At 62.3% G+C, this 18,615-nt stretch carries 14 protein-coding genes; 10 read left to right on the top strand and 4 right to left on the bottom strand.

Annotated elements, in window-relative coordinates:
- Positions 1-97: 97 nt before the first annotated feature.
- A complete protein-coding gene (locus G7A66_RS08690) occupies positions 98-796 on the bottom strand; it encodes a c-type cytochrome (protein ID WP_174295295.1) in 699 nt (232 codons plus the stop codon).
- A 188-nt stretch (positions 797-984) separates the two neighbouring features.
- Between G7A66_RS08690 and G7A66_RS08685 the strand changes: the two genes are divergently transcribed.
- The 6 genes from G7A66_RS08685 to G7A66_RS08660 all read left to right on the top strand — a co-directional run bounded on the left by G7A66_RS08685 (position 985) and on the right by G7A66_RS08660 (position 6,887).
- Positions 985-1,899, top strand: coding sequence for a prephenate dehydratase (locus tag G7A66_RS08685; protein ID WP_174295294.1), 915 nt, complete (start codon positions 985-987; stop codon positions 1,897-1,899).
- A gap of 122 nt (positions 1,900-2,021) precedes the next feature.
- Positions 2,022-3,320 (top strand): mechanosensitive ion channel, encoded by a 1,299-nt coding sequence (locus tag G7A66_RS08680; protein WP_232366761.1) that lies wholly within the window; start codon positions 2,022-2,024, stop codon positions 3,318-3,320.
- Between the two features lie 58 nt (positions 3,321-3,378).
- Positions 3,379-3,891 (top strand): GNAT family N-acetyltransferase, encoded by a 513-nt coding sequence (locus G7A66_RS08675; RefSeq protein ID WP_174295292.1) that lies wholly within the window; start codon positions 3,379-3,381, stop codon positions 3,889-3,891.
- Positions 3,892-4,055: 164 nt separating this feature from the next.
- Positions 4,056-5,189, top strand: coding sequence for a flavodoxin-dependent (E)-4-hydroxy-3-methylbut-2-enyl-diphosphate synthase (gene ispG, locus G7A66_RS08670; protein ID WP_174295291.1), 1,134 nt, complete (start codon positions 4,056-4,058; stop codon positions 5,187-5,189).
- Positions 5,190-5,261: 72 nt separating this feature from the next.
- Entirely contained in the window at positions 5,262-6,200 is a 939-nt protein-coding gene (locus G7A66_RS08665; RefSeq protein WP_232366760.1) for a histone deacetylase family protein, read from the top strand.
- 63 nt (positions 6,201-6,263) lie between these two features.
- Positions 6,264-6,887 (top strand): murein L,D-transpeptidase catalytic domain-containing protein, encoded by a 624-nt coding sequence (locus tag G7A66_RS08660; RefSeq protein ID WP_174295289.1) that lies wholly within the window; start codon positions 6,264-6,266, stop codon positions 6,885-6,887.
- A 78-nt stretch (positions 6,888-6,965) separates the two neighbouring features.
- Here the strand turns inward: G7A66_RS08660 and G7A66_RS08655 are convergent, their stop codons facing one another.
- Positions 6,966-8,390, bottom strand: a complete 1,425-nt coding sequence (locus G7A66_RS08655) for a L,D-transpeptidase family protein (RefSeq protein WP_232366759.1) — start codon at positions 8,388-8,390, stop codon at positions 6,966-6,968.
- Between the two features lie 616 nt (positions 8,391-9,006).
- On the opposite strand from G7A66_RS08655, the gene acnA reads away from it, so the two are divergent.
- Both acnA and G7A66_RS08645 read left to right on the top strand, forming a co-directional pair.
- Positions 9,007-11,682, top strand: coding sequence for an aconitate hydratase AcnA (acnA, locus tag G7A66_RS08650; RefSeq protein ID WP_174295288.1), 2,676 nt, complete (start codon positions 9,007-9,009; stop codon positions 11,680-11,682).
- A 137-nt stretch (positions 11,683-11,819) separates the two neighbouring features.
- On the top strand, positions 11,820-12,611 hold the full coding sequence (locus G7A66_RS08645; protein WP_174295287.1) for a hypothetical protein: 792 nt from the start codon (positions 11,820-11,822) through the stop codon (positions 12,609-12,611).
- A 585-nt stretch (positions 12,612-13,196) separates the two neighbouring features.
- On the opposite strand, the gene ruvB is transcribed toward G7A66_RS08645, so the two are convergent.
- Together ruvB and ruvA are read right to left on the bottom strand one after the other, a co-directional pair.
- Positions 13,197-14,237, bottom strand: a complete 1,041-nt coding sequence (ruvB, locus tag G7A66_RS08640; protein WP_174295286.1) for a Holliday junction branch migration DNA helicase RuvB — start codon at positions 14,235-14,237, stop codon at positions 13,197-13,199.
- 7 nt (positions 14,238-14,244) lie between these two features.
- Positions 14,245-14,844: a Holliday junction branch migration protein RuvA gene (gene ruvA, locus G7A66_RS08635; protein WP_174295285.1), complete on the bottom strand. Its 600-nt coding sequence runs from the start codon at positions 14,842-14,844 to the stop codon at positions 14,245-14,247.
- Between the two features lie 103 nt (positions 14,845-14,947).
- Here ruvA and aroC point away from each other — a divergent pair, with 103 nt between their 5' ends.
- Positions 14,948-16,021 carry a chorismate synthase gene (gene aroC / locus G7A66_RS08630; RefSeq protein WP_174295284.1) on the top strand — a complete coding sequence of 358 codons (1,074 nt, stop codon included), beginning with the start codon at positions 14,948-14,950 and terminating at the stop codon, positions 16,019-16,021.
- Between the two features lie 186 nt (positions 16,022-16,207).
- Positions 16,208-18,412, top strand: coding sequence for a catalase/peroxidase HPI (katG, locus tag G7A66_RS08625; RefSeq protein ID WP_174295283.1), 2,205 nt, complete (start codon positions 16,208-16,210; stop codon positions 18,410-18,412).
- Positions 18,413-18,615: the final 203 nt, after the last annotated feature.

Below are 18,615 nucleotides of genomic sequence, written 5' to 3'. Positions count from 1 at the left end.
CCAATTGCGTGGAGAAGCCGCTGAATGACGCAGATGTCAGCTCGGGCTGGTGCGCTCACACCGGCGGTTCGGCAGAACCGCCTCACTTACCGGGTCGTCAGTCGCCCGGCTTTGCACCGTCATTCGCGACCGCTGCACCTGCTCCGGGTACCGGCTGTTCGTCCGACATAGCGCCCGCGGCCTGAGCGGCACTTTCGGCACCGCCACCTTCGATCGGACCGGGTCCTTCCGCAGCACCGTCAATGCCGACTTCTTCGCCAAGGATCGGTTCGGCTTCGGGTTCCGGTAGCGGCGGCCCGCCGCCATTTTCACGCATGTACAGGATCACGGCAGCGCGATCTTCGGCGCTGGAAAGCCCGGCGAAGCTCATCTTCGTGCCAGAGGCGAATGCACGCGGGCTTTTCAGCCAGGCGTCCATCGCCTCGTAATCCCACTCACCGCCATGTTCAGCCAGAGCCGAACTATAGGCGAAACCCGCCACATGCTTGCCGATGGGCTTGCCAAGGACACCCCACAGATTGGGTCCGATACCATTGGGTCCGCCCTGCGCGATCGAATGGCAGGCGGTGCATTTCGCGAATACCTTCTCACCAGCAAGCGCATCGGCGCTGGCCAGCAAGGTGGCGAGCGACGGACCGGCTTCTTCGCCGCCTTCTTCCACGACGCCTTCGATGGGATAGCCCATTTCCTCGGGCCGTTCAGTTTCGAACCAGCGGGAGGATATGCTTGAAAGGCCCAGCGCCACGATTGCTGCACCCAGAACCCAGCCGGCGGCGGTATTGAAACGGTCGTCCATGATTTATCGCGTCTCTACAATTGCCTGCCCCTCGAATCCTGCCGATAAGACGGCACGGGCAGATATGCCGCTTGGCTCTAGTCAGACCCGCCGCGACTTGCAAGGGGTGCCCGGGTGCGAGCAGCGCTTCGCCTGCGCCAAGGCCATATTGCTTGCAGCCATGCCGGAGGGCCTTTAGCGCAAACGCCATGCGCAGCTTCCCCGCCCCCGCCCTCGCTATGGTTGAAAAGATGCAGACCGCCGCTGCTGCGGGGCCATCCCGCGCCATCGCGCTGCAGGGCGCACCCGGTGCAAATTCGCACCGCGCGGCGCAGGAATTCGCGCCTGATGCACTGCCACTACCCTGTTTCAGTTTCGAGGATGCCATCGAGGCGGTGAAGGATGGCCGCGCCGGTTGCGCGATCATCCCCATTGAAAACAGCCAGCATGGCCGCGTGGCCGATATCCACTTCCTCCTTCCTCAAAGCGGCCTTTCCATCGTTGCCGAACATTTCATGCCGATCCACCACGCCCTGATGGGGCTGCGCAGGCCAGACGGCTCGATCGGCCCTTTCGAAGCGGCCTACAGCCATCCGCAGGCATTGGGTCAGTCGCGTCACTATCTGCATGAGCGCGGGATCGTCCCGCTCAGCTATGCAGATACCGCAGGGGCTGCCGCTCACGTCGCGGAGCTGCGCGACCCCTCGCTCTGCGCCATCGCTCCTGCCATTGCCGCCGACCTTTACGGGCTGGAGATCGTCGACCGACGTGTGGAGGATGCCGCCGACAACATGACGCGCTTCGTCATCCTGGCACCCGAGCCGCTAGACCCGTCGAGCCTGGAGGGCGACACCGCCATCACGACCTTCATATTCGAAGTGAAGAACATACCCGCCGCCCTGTTCAAGGCGATGGGCGGCTTCGCCACCAACGGCGTCAACATGACCAAGCTGGAAAGCTATCAAAAAGGGGCGAGTTTCGCCGCCAGCATGTTCTATGCCGACATCATCGGCGCACCGGGTGACGCTGCGGTTGATCGTTCGCTTGCAGAACTGGCGTTCCACTGCAAGGAATTGCGCATACTGGGTACCTATCGCCAAGCCCGCGGCCGCGATCTGCCTTGAATTAGCCAGGCTGAAGGGGCTGAAATCAGCCTTTTCCAAGTCATTCGGGAACCTCCCCTTATAATAGTTGTTGCTTTGTGTTAGGCACGCATTTCGCAAGTTCAGGGGAGAACACAATGCGCATGGGCAATTACCGATTCAACCAGGATGCAGCAGTGCAACTGGCAGAAAACATAGTGTTGGCGATCATCATACTGATCGTCACCTGGGCGTTGGCCAGGGCAGCGAAATGGGCATTCGCCAAGCTGGTCGACAACGTCCGGTTTTTCCAGCGCCATACCGGTAACGGACACAGCCTCGGCGAGAGCCTGGGCAAGATCGTCGCCCTGATCATCTGGCTGTTCGGCCTGATCGCTGTATTGAACGTTTTCGACCTTGGACCCGTAATGGCGCCCGTGCAGCGTTTGCTGACCGACATCGCCGGCTTCATCCCGAATTTGATCGGCGCTGCGCTGATCTTCTTCATCGGCCTGATGATCGCGCGCATCCTGCGTGACCTAACGGTAACCGCCCTCCAGACCTTTGATTTCGACAAGTGGGTCAATCGCGGTGGTGCTGCCGAAGTCACGGGCAATCACAAGATCAGCCAGACAATCGGCACCATCGTTTTTGTCCTGATCATCATTCCGGTCGCCATAATGGCGCTGGAAGCCCTGGACCTGCGGACGATATCCGGCCCTGCCAGCAACATGCTCGCCCTCATCTTCGATGCCATTCCGCGCATCATCGGTGCGGCCATCCTGCTCGGCATCGGTTATCTGATCAGCAAGTTCGTGGCGGAAATCCTGCTGGAAATCCTGCCCGGTCTGGGCGTCGATCGCGCCATCGGTTCGACCGACATCCTGCCTGCCGGCACTACTCTGAGCAGCATCATCGCCCGCATCGCGCAGATCGCGATCATCCTGTTCTTCGCTATCGCGGCGACGCGTCTGCTCGGTTTCCCCGAATTGACGCAGATCCTCGACGCAGTGCTTGAACTTGGTGCTCAGATCATCTTCGGCGCGGTGGTGATCGTGATCGGCTTCATGATCGCCCGCATGCTGGAACGCATGATCGGCGGCGGCGATGGCGAAACCAGCCTTGCCGGACAGATCGTGAAATGGGCCACCATCATCCTGTTCACCTTCATGGGCCTGCGTTTCATGAGCGTGGGTGAGAACATCATCGAGATGGCCTTTGCAGCGCTGGTGATTGCCGGTGCGGTAGCCTTCGGTGTCGGCGGCGCGCTCGCCTTCGGCCTCGGCGGTCGTCAGTGGGCCGGTCGCAAGCTGGAAGAGATGGACAGCAAGGTGCGTGAAGAGCGTAGCAAGCTGAAATCTTCCGCCAGCGGCACGACCACGGGCACCACGGCCACTACGGCCACCACGACGCGGACCACCGATCCCATCGTTCGCGATGACGATCTGCCACCCGGGGCATGACCGCTGACAAATCGGTGGCTTGAAACCATCGCTTGATTGCAAGTAGGGGCGCGGGATCATGATCCTGCGCCCCGCTTCCTTGGACGACACCGAAAGCCTCGCCGCATTGGGGCGGGACAGCTTTGTCGCCGCTTTCGGCCATATCTACCATCCCCCCGATCTCGAGTGCTTTCTGCAGGAAACCTACGCTCCGGAAGTCGTCGCCCGTGAAATCGCGCATCCTGATCGTCTGCACCACCTGGCGATAACTGACGATCGCCTGGCCGGGTTCTGCAAGCTGGCACTCTCCAGCCCCTATGCGAAACATTCCGATGCGCAGCGCCCGATTGCTCTGGGGCAGCTCTACACGCAGCCGCGCTTGACGGGGCAGGGCATAGGCGCGGCTTTGATGGACTGGACGCTGGGCGAGGCACGGGGGCGAAACGCCGATGCCATCCAGCTATCGGTCTATAGCGATAATCCCGGCGCTCAGCGGTTCTATGCCCGCTACGGCTTCACCAAGATCGCCGATGTAGACTTCTGGGTCGGCACTCACCGCGATGACGAGTTCCTGTTCGAATTGCGGCTCTAGGCTCCGCTTTCGCGCGCAAACTCCGCAATTTCACAGTCGCGCCGAACCTGCTAAGGTCGGTTCATGTGCGAAGCTGCCGCCCTGCTGCAACAAATCTGCTATAGGGCAGCCGAGCTTATCCCGCAGATATCCTGCCATACAATTTCAGCGAACGGCCCCCAGACATGAATACCATCCGCCCCTGGCGCACGATCGAACGCCGCAAGAGCCGCCAGATCATGGTCGGCAACACACCGGTCGGCGGCGACGCGCCCATTACCGTCCAGACGATGACGAACACGCCGACCTCCGATGCCGGCGCGACCATCGACCAGATCCGCCGGTGCGAGGAAGCGGGTGCCGACATCATCCGGGTCTCCTGCCCCGATCAGGAAAGCACGGCCGTGTTCGGCAAGATCGTCAAGGCGGCGCGCGTGCCGTTGGTCGCCGACATCCATTTCCACTACAAACGCGCGCTGGAGGCTGCCGATGCCGGTGCCGCCTGCCTCCGTATCAATCCGGGCAATATCGGCAGCAGCGAAAGGGTCGCCGAAGTCGTGCGGGCAGCAAAGGCGAACGGCTGCGCGATCCGCATCGGGGTCAATGCCGGCAGCCTCGAACGCGATCTGCTGGAAAAATACGGCGAACCCTGCCCCGAAGCGCTGGTCGAAAGCGCGATGGATCACATCAAGCTGCTGCAGGACCACGACTTTCACGAATACAAGGTAGCGGTAAAAGCCAGCGACGTGTTCCTGGCTGTCGCGGCCTATCAGGGCCTGGCCGATGCAGTCGATTGCCCGCTGCACCTCGGCATTACCGAAGCAGGCGGCCTCATTGGCGGCACGGTGAAGAGCAGCATCGGCCTCGGCAATCTGTTGTGGTCGGGCATTGGCGACACCATCCGCGTCTCGCTGTCGGCGGAGCCTGAACAGGAAGTGCGCGTCGGCTTCGAAATGCTGAAGGCGCTCGGCCTGCGCACCCGCGGCGTGCGCGTCGTATCCTGCCCCTCCTGCGCGCGGCAGGGCTTCGATGTCATCCGCACCGTGCAGGCGCTGGAAGAACGCCTGCAGCACATCAAGACGCCGCTGTCGCTGTCTGTCCTCGGCTGCGTGGTCAATGGCCCCGGCGAGGCCCGCGAAACCGACATCGGCATCACCGGCGGCGGTGCGGGAAAGCACATGGTCTATCTGTCGGGCGTGACGGACCATCATGTGCAGAGCGCGGATATGCTCGACCACATCGTCGATCTGGTGGAAGCGAAAGCAGCCGAGATCGAGGATTCGATGAATGACGCCGGCCAGGCGGCGGCAGCGGAGTAGACACCGGTGCGCGCGCTGCTCGACCATCCTGGCGCCGGGCTGCGCTGCTGACAATCACAGCGTAACGCCACCTTGCTTCACGTCATCCATCATGTCGATTACATGGCTCCGCCGCCCGAACGTGGCACCTTCAAATTCGACAAATATGGCCTGGTAATGGTGGCCCTTCGCGAGAGCGGCTACCCGCTGACAGAACATGCGCCCCCGCCCTGCCCGCGCGAATGGCTGGAGGCGGTGCATGATCCCGAATATGTCGAACAGGTCTTCACCGCGGCCGTTCCGCGAGAGAAAGAGCGCCGGATCGGCTTTCCAGTTACCCCGCGCATCGCCTCGCGCGTGAGGCACACCAATGGCGGCACCTGGATGGCAGCGCAATTGGCGATGCAGCATGGCTACGCCGCCAACAGCGCCGCCGGCAGTCATCATGCGTTGCACGATACCGGCGCGGGTTATTGCGTGTTCAACGATCTGGCGGTGAATGCCAATCGCCTGATTGCTGAGGGTGCTGCGGACCGTGTCCTGATCGTCGATCTGGATGTGCACCAGGGTGATGGAACGGCCAGCCTGATGGCAGGCCGAACCGACGTCTTCACGTTTTCGATGCACGCGGCAAAGAACTTTCCGGTCAGAAAGGCGCGCAGCGGACTGGACGTGGAACTGGCGGACGGGACAGGGGACAAGGACTATCTTGCCGAATTGGCGCGACATCTGCCGGTGCTGCTCGATGCGTTCCGGCCTGATGTTGTGCTCTACCAAGCCGGTGTCGATCCGCATCATGACGATCGCCTTGGCCGCCTTGCCTTGAGCGACGAGGGGCTGGCGCGGCGCGACGCTTATGTGGTCAACCAGGTTCGCCGACGCGGCCTGCCGGTCGCCAGCGCGCTGGGCGGCGGTTACGGCGCGGACCAGAAAATCGTCGCCGCCCGGCACGCGGCATCCATGCTGGCGATGGCGCGAGAGAATGCTCGCCACCCCGCTCGCCAAGTCGTGGTGCGACAGGATGACCGATAGCTGCGGCAGCGCATCGCACAATATTCACGACAGGTTATTCGCCGTCCTGCTACACACGAGTTGATGAAAAGACGCGAACTATTGAAGGCAGGCTTCGTTGCCGGGGCGGCTCTCGCCATTCCGGCACGTATTGCCGCCAGCCCACTCGCCCTGAACCTGCGCGATCGCCAGCTGATGAACATCGCGCAGCGCGAGCTTGCTCGCGCCCCGGCGGAGGTTCTGTGGCACCGCGATATCGTTGCCATCGCGGATTTTGCGCTTCATTCGTCCATCCCGCGCTTCCATTTCGTCAATCTGGAAAACGGGACGGTGGAATCGCATCTGGTCAGCCACGGAACCGGCTCCGATCCGGAGCATGACGGCTTTCTCAACCTGTTTTCCAATGTGGAGGGCAGCAACGCGACCAGCAGCGGCGCTTTCGCCACGCGCAACTGGTACTCGGGACGATACGGAACATCGGTCCGCCTGCTGGGGCTGGACCGGAGCAATTACAACGCGCTCGACCGCGCTATCGTCATGCACCGCGCCAATTATGCCGAGCCCGAGCATGTCCAGCGTTGGGGCCGGCTAGGCCGGTCGAACGGTTGCCTGGCCATGGGCGAGGCGGATTTCAAGAAAGCGCTGGTGCAGGTCGCGGGTGGCCGTCTGATTTTCGCGGATCGGCTGAACCTGCCGCCGGCGGACTGACCGCAAACATTCTTGCAGCGCAATGAAAAAGGCGCGGAAACCTGCCGGTCTCCGCGCCTTTTTTGCGTCTGCTACCGATCAGGCACCCGGCGCTTCCAGCGGCACCACTTCCTCGTCCGTAACGCGGGCGCGATTAGCGATGCGTGGTTTGTCCAATGCAGCGAGAACCGGCGCATCGCGATCGTAGATGTCGTCGAATGTAGCCAGCTTGCCGTTAATGTCCCGGGCCATGGTGAAATAGGTGATGTAGACGGGCATTGTCTTGTCGAACCCGACCCGCGTGTATTTGCCGGATGTGTTGTGCGCCACGCCTTCCTCAGGCGTAAGCCCGGCCTGCAACATGGCCATGGTAATTGCCAGTTCGCTGGCCCGCTCGGTACGGATGCAGCCGTGGCTGAGCGCGCGATTGGCTTGTTCGAACAAATTACGGTTGGGCGTGTCATGCAGGAAGATAGCATGCTCGTTCGGCATATCGAGCTTCATGCGCCCCAGCGAATTGGTTGGTCCGGGTTGCTGCACGACACTGACCCAGCCGTTCTCGCCCTTAGTGGCGACATAGCCTGCGCGCTTGGCCCAGGCGGGATTGCCCAGCACCTTTGCGCCCAGGCCCTCGCCCTTGACGATGCTCTGCGGCACGGTCCAGTTCGGGTTGAAGATGACGCCTTCGACACTCTCCGCCAACTGCGGGGTTGCGGTGCGGCCGGGTTTGCCGACGATAGTGCGATAGGTGCTGATGATCTTATCGTTCACCGTCAGGCGCAGCTGATATTCGGGCACATTGGTCATCAGATACTGTCCGCCGAGGTCGCGGCCCAACCACCGCCACCGGTCCATATTGGCACGGATCAGCTTGCGCCGCTTGGAGTCCGCCTTGGGCGTCTTCGCCAGTTCGGCCTTCAGGATGCCGTAGTCGGGGTGCAGCGGCGCGACCGATTTGAGCGCCGCAGCGATATCGCCGTCCTCCAGCGCCGTTTTCATGATGTCGGCAGTGCGATAGCGGTCGGGATCGGGATCGACGACGAACCATTGGCGGCGCGAAGCCATCGGTGTGCGGCCGTCGCGCATATCCTCGATCAGGAAGGTGAAGCTGCGGCTGGCCACCTCGTTCAGGGCCCCGCCCGGGCCGGCTGAAATTGCAGCCTGCAGATCGCCAGGGTGATAGTCGCGCGGGTCCAGACCTTCGGACGCGATCCCATCGATCACTTTCGCCAGGGTGCTCGCCTGCGCGACAGTCCAGGTCTGCACGGTGGGGGTGAGAGGCTGAACGACCTCGTTATTCTCCACGTACAGAGGCGCGGTTCCAGCTGGCGTTCCGACAGGCGGAGCGACTGCAGGCCGCACAGCTTGCCGATCCGCGACCTGCGGCTCCGCCGTGACGACCGGACGCTCGGGCGGCAAGATGGTAGCCGGAGCACCCCGTGCCGTCTGCGCCAACCCGGCCTGCGGCATTGCCGAGAAGATGGCGGCGGAAGCCAGCAGGCCCCATTGATACGATCTGTTCATTCCACGTGCCCCTTGCACAAATGGCGGCGCGCAGGCCGCTGCATATGCGGCCATATTAGCGCCAGATTTAGCACAGGACTATCCCTCAACCTGCCTTGCTGGAGGCTGAATTGCACCATTACTGCAGGAAGGGACCTCGGCTGAAAGTCTGAATTCAGTCTGCCATTTCGCTGGTCACAGAACTTCGCGCGGGCTGATCCGCTGAAGTGAATGCCGCTGCGAAACAGGCGACGACCGCCAGCGAAGTCAGCACGACCCCTGCGCGCAGCACCCATTCCCGCCGAGAAGCTATGAAGTCTGACTTGTCAATCCTGACACTGCTCTGGTCCGCCGAATTATTCATGCTGCCTCTGCCCCCCGGCTGATGATACAGGCGCAGCCATGCGCGCCCTCGCCATTCTTCGGCATCTACAGGAACAACTCAAGAAAATTCCGCGAAACAACCCCTGAGTATGGGCCGGCTTGCTGCTGAACCTCCGCCGCCTTGACGAAACGCGCTTTCTTGCGCAGTTGGACCGCAATTCGGTTTCATGCGTTCATCCGGGTGAAACCTTTCGCCACTTTCCCATCTGCGGCGGGTCGGCAGTTGAAAATCGCAAGCAAAGGACGCGCAAGCATGACTATGGTCGGCAAGAACTCGCTCGATACACGCAGCACCATGACGGTGGGGGGCAAGGAATACGCCTATTACTCTCTCGCCAAGGCCTCGGAGAAGATCGGGGACGTTTCACGCCTGCCGTTTTCCATGAAGGTCCTGCTGGAGAACCTGCTGCGCTTCGAGGATGCCGGTCATACCGTTTCCGTCGACGATATCCAGAAGCTGGCCGACTGGCAGAAGAACCCGAAAACCGGCAGCGAAATCCAGTATCGCCCGGCGCGCGTGCTGCTGCAGGATTTCACCGGCGTGCCTTGCGTGGTTGACCTTGCCGCGATGCGCGATGCGATCAGCAATCTTGGCGGCGACACCGCCAAGATCAATCCGCAGGTCCCGGTCCATCTGGTGATCGACCATTCCGTCATGGTCGACGAATTCGGCCATCCCAAGGCCATGGAACAGAACATGGACCTGGAATATCAGCGGAACGCCGAACGCTACGACTTCTTGAAGTGGGGCGCGCGCAGCCTGAACAATTTCAAGGCCGTTCCTCCCGGTACCGGCATCTGCCACCAGGTTAACCTCGAGAACATCGGGCAGTGCGTCTGGACGAGCGAGGATGCCGACGGCAATCTGGTCGCCTATCCCGACACCTGCGTCGGAACCGACAGCCACACCACCATGATCAACGGGCTGGGCGTATTGGGCTGGGGCGTCGGCGGGATCGAGGCCGAGGCCGCCATGCTGGGCCAGCCGATCTCGATGCTGGTTCCCGAAGTGGTCGGTTTCAAGTTCACCGGCCGTCTGCGCGAAGGCGTGACCGCTACCGACCTCGTCCTGACCGCGACGCAGATGCTTCGCCAGCACGGCGTCGTCGGCCGCTTCGTCGAATATTTCGGCCCCGGCCTCGCCAGCCTCAGCCTTGCCGACCGGGCCACGCTGGCCAACATGTCGCCCGAATATGGCGCAACCTGCGGTTTCTTCGGCATCGACGACAAGACGCTGGATTATCTGCGCCTGACCGGCCGCGAAGAAGGCCAGATCGAGCTGGTCGAAGCCTATGCCAAGGAACAGGGTTTCTGGCACGACGACGCCAATCCCGATCCGGTGTTTACCACCACTCTCGAACTCGACCTTGATGCCGTAGTGCCATCGCTTGCCGGTCCGAAGCGCCCGCAGGACAAGGTTATCCTTCCCGAAGTCGACAATCTGTTCAACGGTGACCTGCGCACGACCTACAAGAAGCTGGCTGCCGAGCGTGTCGACGTGGAAGGCCGGGATCATGACATCGGCGATGGCGACGTGGTCATCGCGGCCATTACCAGCTGCACCAACACCTCGAACCCCGATGTGCTGATCGCCGCCGGTCTGGTCGCCCAGAAGGCGCGGGCTCGCGGCCTGAAGCCGAAGCCCTGGGTGAAGACCAGCCTTGCACCGGGTTCGCAGGTGGTCACCGACTATCTGATCAAATCGGGCCTGCAGGACGATCTCAACGCCATGGGCTTCGATCTGGTCGGCTATGGCTGCACAACCTGCATCGGCAATTCGGGCCCGCTGGCTCCGCCGATCAGCGCCGCAATCAACAACAACAACATCGTTGCCGCCAGCGTGCTTTCGGGCAATCGCAATTTCGAAGGCCGCGTCAGCCCCGATGTCCGCGCGAATTTCCTCGCCAGCCCGCCGCTGGTGGTGGCCTATGCGCTGAAAGGCACCGTCACCGAAGACATGATCGAAAGCCCGATCGGGCAGGACCAGGACGGACAGGACGTGTTCCTGAAGGACATCTGGCCAAGCAATCAGGAAGTCGCCGACCTGCGCAACGCCAATATCGATCGTGGCATGTTCGAACGCCGCTATGCCGATGTCTACAAGGGCGACGAGCATTGGCAGGCCATCGACGTCGCCGGGTCCGATACGTATCAATGGCGCCCCGGCAGCACCTATGTCGCCAATCCGCCCTATTTTGACGGGATGGAGATGACGCCAGCTCCGATCACCGACATCGTCGATGCGAAGCCGCTGGCCGTGCTGGGCGATTCCGTCACGACCGACCACATCAGCCCGGCCGGGTCGATCAAGGCTGACAGCCCGGCAGGCGAATATCTGCTGGCCAACCAGGTCGCGCGAGCGGACTTCAATTCCTACGGCAGCCGCCGCGGCAATCATGAAGTGATGATGCGCGGCACCTTCGCCAATATCCGCATCAAGAACGAAATGGTTCCGGGTGTCGAAGGTGGCTACACCACCTACAAGGGCGAACAGATGGCCATCTATGATGCGGCCATGAAGCACCGCGACGACGGCACGCCGCTGGTTGTCGTTGCCGGCAAGGAATATGGTACCGGCTCGAGCCGCGACTGGGCGGCGAAGGGCACGATCCTCCTCGGCGTGCGGGCCGTGATCGTCGAAAGCTACGAACGGATTCACCGTTCGAACCTCGTCGGGATGGGCGTCTTGCCGCTGCAGTTCGCAGAGGGTGAAAGCCGGACGACATTGGGCCTTAAGGGCGACGACAGCTTCACCATTCGCGGCTTGGGCGATCTGGTTCCGGGGCAGGATGTCACCGTAGATGTCACCCGCGCCAATGGCGAGAGCTTCTCCTTCACGGCCAAGTGCCGGATCGATACGGCCAATGAAATGGATTATTACCGCAACGGCGGTATCCTCCAATATGTGCTGCGCAAACTGGCCGCCTGAGCCAAGCGAAAGATTGGATAGCGAGAGGGCGGCCTGCGGGTCGCCCTTTTTGCGTTGGCTGAGGGCAAGCGTCTGACGCAGTTCAACTCGGCTGACTCGCTCAAGCTACAAAAAAGGCGGCTCTTGCAAGCCGCCTTATGCGTAGTTGGGAGCGTGCGGGTCAGACCGCCTGCCTGGCCTTCAGCTTCCGCCGACCCAGCACCGCTGCGGCGGCGAGGCCGAACAGGATCGTCATCGGCGGCGCCGGAACCTGCGTGCCGCTGCTGGTCGATGTGGTCGAAATGCCGCCGCTCGTGCTCGTTGACGTGCTCGTGGAGGACGACGTGCTGGTCGATGACGTCACATTGCCCGACGAGCTGGTGCTGGTCGATGTGCTGACATTCCCCGACGTGGACGAGCTTGTGGAACTGCTGCTCGATACGTTGCCCGAACTGCTGCTGGAAACATTGCCTGACGTGGAGGAACTGGCATTGTTGCCGGAACTGCTCGTGACATTGCCTGACGATGTGGAAACATTGCCCGATGTCGTCGAGGTGGAGGTGGAGACTCCGCCGGTAGAGGTGCTCACCCCCCCTGTCGACGTGCTTATTCCGCCGGTAGATGTGCTCACCCCTCCCGTTGACGTGCTGACCCCGCCGGTCGATGTCGTGCTGCCGCCTGTCGAGGTGGAGGTCGATCCGCCGGTCGTGGTCACGCCGCCTGTCGAGCTCGAGCTCGAGGTGGAACCGCCGCTGTTGGAATTGTCGATATCGATCACGACGCCGCCGGAAGAACTCGACGATCCGGTCGTGGTCGAAGTAATTGCTACACTGCCCCCGCCCGATCCGCCGCCACCGAAGAAACCGCCGAAAAATCCGCCTCCGAAGCCGCCACCCAAACCGCCGCTACCGCCGATTACGGTAACGCCGCCGCCACCGCTGCCGCCCTGAACGGGAGCACCCAGGGGCAAAGGAGCAGGCACTGCCGCATAGGCCATCTGGTACTGTGGCGGGCAATCTTCCGCATACTGGCCGGCGGGCGCGGGAACGCCCACCATGCCCGGTGCGATCGGGCCAACCGGCTCGCATTCGACGACCCGGCGGGTAATGCGCCGTTTGCGGGGCACGTCCCTAGGAATAGTGCGCTGGGCGACGCGCCGCTCTTTTACATATCTGACCGGTTGCGCCTTCTGCGCCTTCACGGATTTGTAAGATGGCCTGTCGGTGATCGGCTTTTCGGCGACATGGACGGCGCCGCCCGCCAGCATCGCGCCGCCTGCCGCGGTCGCGGAGAGTTTTGCCAAGGCTGTCTTTACCGACATGTCATGCACTTTCCATTTCACTTCGGGGCGCCTTCCGGCCGGCGCGTCCGGCAAAAAGGCTTTCCCATTCACATCAGAAACGACAAGCGGCCTGTTTGAGCAATCGTATTAACTATTTGAAGCGGCCCCGAAGCCGGATTTCTGGTAAAAATGCTGGCGTCCATCAGGCCTTGTCCCAGTATGAGACCGAATTGCAGCATAGATTTAGCAAAAACTAATCGCTCTCATCGAACAAACCGGCCTGATTGCTACCCAAGCTACTTCGTGGCGGGGTCAATTCCAGATGCGCCCAACCCGAGTCATTCAGGCATCGTCCTCTGGCCGTTCGGGCGACCAGGCCCAACTGGATGAGGTAGGGTTCGATCACTTCCTCCACCGTGTCTCGCGGTTCGGAAAGGCCAGCGGCTAGTGTTTCAACGCCGACCGGCCCACCCTTGTAGATGGAGGCGATCATGGTGAGATAACGCCTGTCCATGGCGTCCAGACCCAGCCTGTCGACCTCCAGCCGCGACAGAGCCTCGTCCGCAACATTGCGGGTGACGATCGGCGCCTTCGCCACTTCAGCGAAATCGCGCACACGCCGCATGAGCCGGCCCGCAACCCTTGGTGTCCCACGGGCACGGCGCGCAATCTCCGTCGCACCGCCCGCATCGATGCCCATGCCGAGCAGCCCCGCGCCGCGCGTGACCACCTTCTCCAGTTCCTCGACCGTGTAGAAGTTGAGCCGCACGGGAATGCCGAAACGGTCGCGCAAGGGAGTCGTCAGCAGACCCTGCCGCGTCGTGGCGCCCACCAGCGTGAAAGGGGGAAGATCGATCCGTACGCTGCGGGCCGATGGCCCTTCACCGATCATTATGTCGAGCGCGCGGTCCTCCATGGCGGGATAGAGAACTTCCTCGACCACAGGATTCAGGCGGTGGATCTCGTCTATGAACAACACATCGTGCGGTTCGAGATTGGTGAGCAGCGCAGCAAGATCGCCTGCCTTCGCGATAACTGGCCCGCTGGTTGCGCGAAAGCCTGCACCCAGTTCCCGCGCCACGATCTGCGCCAGAGTGGTCTTGCCCAGCCCCGGCGGACCGAAGAACAGCACGTGATCCATGGCTTCGCCTCGTGACTTGGCGGCTTCGATAAACACGCGCAGATTTTCCCGTGCCGCCGCTTGCCCGACGAATTCGCCAAGCGATTTCGGGCGTAGCGCGGCATCGGGATCGTCGGGCTGGCGCATGGGGGTGAGAGCAGGGTTCTCCATCAACGCTGCCCTATCCCGCCGCCCGCTTCAGCGCCACGCGGATGAGCTCGCCTTCCGCCGCGCCTTCGCCCAGTTCTGCCTGCGCTGCGGCTACGGCATTGGCCGCGACGTTCGGCTTGAAGCCCAGGTTTTCGAGCGCGGAGACCGCATCCCTGCCCGCCCCGCCGATCGGAGACGCGGCACCGGCCTGGCCGGGCAGCGTCGGCAAGGCGCCGGCCTTGTCCTTCAGTTCATTGACGATGCGCGCAGCCAGCTTGGGTCCGACTCCCTGCGAACGGGCGATCATCGCCGCATCGCCGCTGGCGCAGGCCATCTGCACCTCGGCAACTGTAAGCGCCGACAGAATGGCGAGCGCGACTTTCGAACCCACACCCTGCACACCCGTCAGAAGGCGAAACCAGTCCCGCTCCGCAGCCTGGGCGAAACCCAGCAGGCGCATGTCGGTCTCGCTCACCTGCAAATCCGTGTACAGGGTGCAGGCCTCGCCCACTTCACCCAGCGCCGACAGGGTCCGCGAGGAACAATGCGCAAGATAGCCGACACCCCCGACATCCACGATGGCCCAGTCCGCGCCGGTTTCGTCCAGCCGCCCTTTCAGCTTTGCAATCATGGTTTGTTCTTGCGGACAAAGCGCCCGCCGGTCCAGCCCAAATCGCGCTGCGTATCCATCCGCTTGTGGACAGCGCCCACCGCTTTGCGCAAGGATAGCGGCCATGAGCGTGAACACATTCGGGCGGGTCTTCCGCTTCTCCACCTGGGGGGAAAGTCATGGACCGGCGCTGGGCGCGGTGGTCGACGGGTGCCCGCCGGGACTCAACCTAGACGAGGGCACGATCCAGCCTTTCCTGGATGCTCGCCGCCCGGGACAGTCGAAATTCACCACGCAGCGCAAGGAGCCTGACGCGGTCCGCATCCTGTCAGGCGTGTTCGAAGGGCGCACCACCGGCACGCCGATCAGCCTGATGATCGAGAATGTGGATCAGCGTTCCAGGGATTATTCCGAGGTCGCCCGCGCCTACAGGCCCGGCCATGCGGATTACGCCTATGATGCGAAATACGGCTTCCGCGACTATCGCGGCGGCGGGCGCAGTTCCGCACGGGAAACCGCCGCCCGCGTGGCAGCGGGCGCGGTCGCGCGGCTGGTGATCCCGGAGGTGTCGATCACCGCCTATGTCAGTGAAATCGGCGGCGACGCTATCGACCCCGCGAATTTCGACCTGCAGGAAATCGCACGCAATCCGTTCTGGTGCCCGGATGCCGATGCCGCCGCGCGCTGGGCGGAACGCGTGGATGAAGCGCGCCTGAGCGGATCGTCGCTGGGCGCGGTAGTCGCCTGCATGGCCGATGGAGTGCCAGCCGGATGGGGCGCGCCGGTCTATGCCAAGCTGGACGCCGACCTTGCCGCTGCCATGATGGGCATCAACGCGGTGAAAGGCATCGAGATCGGCGACGGGTTCGAGGCGGCCCGCCTGAGCGGCGAAGAGAATGCCGACCCGATGCGACCGGCGGCAGATGGTAGCACGCCGCAATTCACCGCCAATCACGCTGGCGGCATCGCCGGAGGCATTTCGACAGGCCAGCCGATAACTCTGCGGGTCGCTTTCAAGCCGACCAGTTCGATCCTGACGCCAGTAGACACAATCGACAGCGATGGAGCCGCGACCCAGATCCGCACCAAGGGCAGGCACGATCCCTGCGTCGGCATTCGCGGTGTTCCCGTGGTCGCTGCGATGATGGCGCTGGTTCTGGCCGATCACAAGCTGCTGCACCGGGCCCAGTGTGGTTGACTAGACGGATGTCTGGAGAGGTTGACGGCAATCGGAAGAAACGATTGAAACGCGCTTATTGATTAATCCGCTTGAACTTATCGGAACATTGTATTTTGCGCTTTCCGGCGTTGCTGGTACCTTTTGCACAATGATCCGGGTGCGCTTGCCTGTGCGCCCGCAATAAATCGCAAGAGGAGAGAATAGATGGCCGAAGCTGATCCCCAGGCAGGTGGCGGTTGCCCCTTTTCCACCACCCGTACGACATTGACCGGTCGCGGCAATCGCGACTGGTGGCCTAACCAGCTCTCTCTCGACATTCTGCATCAGAAAGGCATCAGCGGCGACCCGATGGGCGACGATTTCGATTATGCCGAAGCGTTCAAGTCCCTCGACCTTGCTGCCGTGAAGGAAGATCTGCATGCGCTGATGACCGACAGCCAGCCTTGGTGGCCGGCGGATTACGGCCATTACGGGCCGTTCTTCATCCGCATGGCCTGGCACAGCGCCGGCACCTATCGCACCGGCGACGGGCGCGGCGGCGCGAATGCCGGACAGCAGCGTTTCGCCCCGCTCAACAGCTGGCCCGACAATGCCAATCTCGACAAGGCGCGTCGCCTGCTCTGGCCGATCAAGCAGAAATACGGCGCAAAGCTTAGCTGGGCGGATCTGATGATCCTCACCGGCAATGTCGCGATCGAAAGCATGGGCGGACCGGTCTTTGGCTTCGGCGGCGGGCGGCGCGACGTGTTCGAGCCCGAGAAGGACATTTACTGGGGCACCGAGGAAGAGTGGCTCAGCGACACGCGTATTTCGGAAGAAAAGATCCTCGAAAATCCGCTGGCCGCGATTCAGATGGGCCTCATCTATGTAAATCCCGAAGGCCCCGGCGGCGAACCAGACCCCGCTGCGTCGGGCCGCGACATTCGCGAAACCTTCGCGCGCATGGGCATGAATGACGAGGAAACCGTGGCGCTGACTGCCGGCGGGCACACCTTCGGCAAGTGCCATGGCGCAGGCCCTGCCGAACTGGTGGGCGCGGAACCCGAAGGGTCCGACATCGCCACGCAGGGTTTCGGCTGGGTCAGCGAACATGGCGACGGGCATGGCGGCCATGCCATCACCAGCGGCCTGGAAGGTGCCTGGACCTCCACCCCCATCCAGTGGGACATGGATTATTTTCACCTGCTGCTGGATTACGAATATGAACTGGTGACCAGCCCGGCGGGCGCGAAGCAGTGGCAGCCGATCAACCAGAAGGAAGAGGACATGGCGCCCGACGCGCATGATTCATCCAGAAAGGTGCCAACCATGATGACCACCGCCGACATGGCGATGAAGGTCGACCCCAAATATCTGGAGATTTCCAAGCGCTTCCGCGACAATCCGGACGAATTCGCCGATGCTTTCGCCCGCGCCTGGTTCAAGCTGTGCCACCGCGATATGGGCCCGAAAGTACGCTATCTCGGCCCCGATGTACCGGCGGAAGATCTGATCTGGCAGGATCCCATTCCGGCGGCGGATTACGCGCCGATCGATGCTAGCGACGTAGCGGGTCTCAAGGCGAAGTTGCTGTCTTCCGGCCTTTCAGTGGCTGACCTGGTGAAGACGGCCTGGGCCTCCGCTTCTACCTGGCGCGGTTCGGACCATCGCGGCGGAGCCAACGGTGCGCGCATTCGTCTGGCCCCGCAGAAGGGCTGGGAAGTGAACGAGCCGCAGGAACTGTCCCGCGTGCTGGACGTGCTGGAAGGCATCAAGAGCGATTTCGACAGCGCGGCCAGCGGCGGCAAGAGGGTTTCGCTTGCCGATCTCGTCGTCCTGGGCGGCAATGCGGCGATCGAGAAGGCCGCGAGCGACGCCGGGCACGACGTCTCCGTTCCCTTCGCTCCAGGCCGGACTGACGCAAGTGCCGAACAGACCGATGCGGAAAGCTTCGATGTTCTGGAGCCGAAGGCAGACGGCTTCCGCAATTATCTGAGCACCAAGCACAGCGTCGCCACGGAGGAACTGCTGATCGATCGGGCGCAACTGCTCGGCCTCAGCGCTCCGCAGATGACGGCGCTGGTCGGCGGCCTGCGCGTGCTGGGTGCCAATTACGGCGGCAGCGAAGAAGGCGTGTTGACCAAGCGCAAGGGTCAGCTGACGAACGACTTCTTCGTCAATCTGCTCGACATGAATACCGCCTGGAAAGTGGTGGACGAGAGCGGGGACGAGAAGTTCGTCGGCTTCGATCGCCGCACGGAGGAGAACCGCTGGACGGCGACGCGGACCGATCTCGTCTTCGGATCCAATTCGCAACTGCGGGCAATCTCGGAAGTCTATGCCGAGAACGGCCACGAGGCGAAATTCGTGAAGGATTTCGTGAACGCCTGGACACAGGTGATGAATGCGGATCGTTACGATCTGAACTGATCGCCTGCCCTCACCGGCGAACCCGAAGAGCGCACCGTGGCCATATGGCGGCGGTGCGTTTTTTCGCGCGATAAACCAGTATAAACAATCGAGCCGCTAAATCGTTCAGCGTCGGATGACGCTTAAATCCGATTGCATCCATCGGAATTGTCTATTTCAAATCCGGCGTCGGCCATCTTATCTCGCACTCGCAACATGATGCC

The sequence above is a fragment of the Alteripontixanthobacter muriae genome, assembly GCF_013336795.1.
Taxonomy (GTDB): Bacteria; Pseudomonadota; Alphaproteobacteria; order Sphingomonadales; family Sphingomonadaceae; genus Pseudopontixanthobacter; species Pseudopontixanthobacter muriae.
This window is presented reverse-complemented; position numbering and strand designations above follow the sequence as displayed.